Below are 2,880 nucleotides of genomic sequence, written 5' to 3'. Positions count from 1 at the left end.
GAATTGGCCCGGTGGGTTTGCCAGTGGGCGAGCCATTGGGCCCTTCCAGCGTCAGTTCAAACAACTGGTTCGGCGCCAGCGGCGGCAGCTTGTCCAGGGGTATCGACAAGGTCTGCCCCGGCTTTACCAGCCCCAATGAAACGGGACCCTGCCAGCCATCGCCTTTGGTCCAGAACTCCAGGGCTTTGTCAGCGGGAATCTCCATCACCCCCAGTGGAATCAACTGGATCTGCTGATTATCACTGGCCTGCACCACCCAGCCCGGTGCCTGGCTTTGTGGCGCCATCAGCACCACCACGAAGCTGGGTGCGGGCAGGGGCGGGCGCGTCAGTAATAAAGCCGCCAGCACCACGCTTGCCATCACCCCCGCGGCAGAAAGCCCGCGCCAGAACGCCAGCAGGTTCCACCACGTCACGCTCGTTTCGGGGGCTTTGATGCGGCGTTCAATACGCCGCCACAGCTGTGCCGAAGGCGGTACCGGTTGTGCCAGCGCTACCAGAGGCAACAGGCGCTGCTCCCAGGCATCCACCGCTGCACGCAGCGGCGCATCATGGGCCAGGCGTTGTTGAACCTGCGCGCGCTGTTCGGCGGGCAGGGTCCCCAGCACGTATTCGCTGGCTAGTTCATCCAGGCTGTCGTTCATGCCATGCACTCGCGCAAGGCGGTGAGGCTGCGTTTGATCCAGGCTTTGACTGTGCCTAATGGGGTACTGAGCTTTTGCGCGATTTCGCTGTGGGAGTAACCGTCCACATAGGCGTGCAGGATGCAGGTGCGGCGTGTCGGGTCGAGCCGTTCCAGGCATTGGTGGATCTGCCCGGAGCGTGCGGCAAACTCGATAGCCTGGGCAGGCTCTGCCAGCGGTTCGTACTGATCGTCCAGCGGCACGTCGCGCCCGGCGCTGCGTACCACGTCCAGGGCCAGGTGGCGAGTCACGCTGAACACCCAACCCCGTGCGGAGCCTCGCAGGGGGTCGAAACTGCGCGCGCCATGCCAGATCTTGATAAAGGCGTCATGCACGATGTCCTCGGCCAGTGCCTTGTTGCGGGTAATGCGCAGTGCCACACCGAGCAAGCGGCTGCTGTCCTGCTCATAGAGCTGGTGCAGGGCGCGTTGATCGCCGCGAGCGCAGGCTAACAGGCACACTTCATAATCAAAGATGATTTCAGCCAAACCAGAATTCCTGCCACTGAGGAGACGTCTACGCGTGGTAGGCGCGAGGTTGCTCGCGCCTACCTGGCCAGCGTAGCTGAGTTTGCTCAGTTGGCGGCCCAGAAGAGGTAATCCGCTTGGTATTTCACCACTTCCTTGGCGCCTTTGTTCGCCGTGGTGCAGGGCGTAGCGGGAGCGACCCCGCCTTTGAGCGCTACCCGCTGGATATACGTCACGCCACTCATTGCACCTTTGCCTTCGGCCGGGTTGGCCTTGACCAGTTGATAGGGCAGGTTACCCGGGCTTGACGGCGCCACGGCCAATTGCGTGCCGGTGATGGTCGAGCCGTCCTTGGCCTGCCAGGTGGCGGGTGGGCCGAAATAGGTGCCGACCTGCTGGCCATTACGGTCGTTCAACACGGCTTTGGGGCCGACGAAGGTCCACTCGGTCTGGCCGGCGGCGTTGGCCTTGTCGCGGCATTCATAGGTGATTTCGCCGACGCCGGTGGTTTGCATCGCCAGCTTGTGGCCATCCGGCACCTTGATGCTGTCCGGCAGGCCCGCCTGGGCAAACGCCGACGGTGCGGCGATGAGCAGACCGGTCAAGCACAGCAGTGTTTTAGCGTTCATGGTGTTTCTCCATTGGGTAGAACAGCAGGGTTACGCTGATGACTACGGCACAGGCCCGCCCTTTGGATGCAGTTCTTGGCAAAAAAAATCTTAGATTCCAAAAATGCATAAACTCAGATCGCATCGGTATAAGTGGTTATAAGAAAAATCGCTATCCTGCGGCCAGAAATTTATAAGGCCACGGGTAGCTGGAATGGATGTAGGTAATATTGGTTTCGTGGTTGCCGGCCTGATAGTGGGTTTTATTGTGGGCATGACGGGGGTGGGCGGCGGTTCGCTGATGACCCCGATCCTGCTGTGGTTTGGCATCAACCCGGCCACCGCAGTGGGCACCGACCTGCTGTACGCCGCCATTACCAAGTCCGGTGGCGTGCTGGTGCACAGCAAGAACAAGAATATCGACTGGACCATCACTGGCTGGCTCACCCTGGGCAGCGTACCGGCGGTGTTGCTGACGTTATGGTTCCTGGCCAGCCTGCACACCGACCCCAGCGCGATGAACGCGGTGATCAAGCAGGCCCTTGGCGTGGTATTGCTGCTGACGGCCCTGGCGATCCTGTTCAAGAAAAGCTTGTTGGCCTTTGCCCAGCGTCATGCTGGCGATTCCTACCATCTGCGCCCGCGCAATCTGAATGTGCTCACTGTCGTGACAGGTGCGATCCTCGGCACCATGGTGGCACTGACCTCGATCGGCGCCGGCGCTCTGGGCACGGTGGCGTTGTTTATTCTGTACCCGTTCCTGGCCACGCGGCGCCTGGTTGGCACCGAGATTGCCCATGCGGTGCCCCTGACCTTGGTGGCGGGCCTGGGCCATGCCAGCATGGGGAATATGGACTGGCATTTGCTGGGGTTTTTGCTGATGGGGTCGTTGCCGGGGATCTACGTGGGTAGCCATATGACGGGTAAGATTCCCGATGGGGTATTGCGGCCGTGCCTGGCGGTGATGTTGATGGCGGTGGGGTACAAGTTGGCGTTCTGAGTACGTGGCCTGACACCCCACGATCCAAATGTGGGAGCTGGCTTGCCTGCGAAGGCGGCCTCACAGTCGACACCGTTATACCGAGTACATATCCATTCCTGCGGTAACGGCCACTTAGGGTTC

The 2,880-nt window shown here is 61.1% G+C and carries 4 protein-coding genes; 1 reads left to right on the top strand and 3 read right to left on the bottom strand.

Features of this window, described 5'->3' with window-relative positions; genetic code table 11:
- The 3 genes from GIW04_RS29505 to GIW04_RS29495 form a co-directional block, all read right to left on the bottom strand.
- Positions 1-643: anti-sigma factor (locus GIW04_RS29505; protein WP_236479513.1), on the bottom strand; the 643-nt coding region annotated here is incomplete at its 3' end.
- Entirely contained in the window at positions 640-1,170 is a 531-nt protein-coding gene (locus GIW04_RS29500) for a sigma-70 family RNA polymerase sigma factor (RefSeq protein ID WP_032892062.1), read from the bottom strand. The genes GIW04_RS29500 and GIW04_RS29505, both read right to left, overlap by 4 nt.
- 86 nt (positions 1,171-1,256) lie before the next feature.
- Complete coding sequence (locus GIW04_RS29495) at positions 1,257-1,778, bottom strand: DUF3455 domain-containing protein (RefSeq protein WP_003190941.1); 522 nt, start codon at positions 1,776-1,778, stop codon at positions 1,257-1,259.
- Between the two features lie 193 nt (positions 1,779-1,971).
- Here GIW04_RS29495 and GIW04_RS29490 point away from each other — a divergent pair, with 193 nt between their 5' ends.
- The gene (locus GIW04_RS29490) at positions 1,972-2,757 is read left to right on the top strand and encodes a sulfite exporter TauE/SafE family protein (RefSeq protein ID WP_003190943.1); all 786 of its coding nucleotides are present in this window, start codon (positions 1,972-1,974) and stop codon (positions 2,755-2,757) included.
- Positions 2,758-2,880 lie beyond the last annotated feature (123 nt).

The sequence above is a fragment of the Pseudomonas sp. PA-4-8C genome (genome assembly GCF_021606625.1).
Lineage (GTDB): Bacteria > Pseudomonadota > Gammaproteobacteria > Pseudomonadales > Pseudomonadaceae > Aquipseudomonas > Aquipseudomonas lactis.
This window is presented reverse-complemented; position numbering and strand designations above follow the sequence as displayed.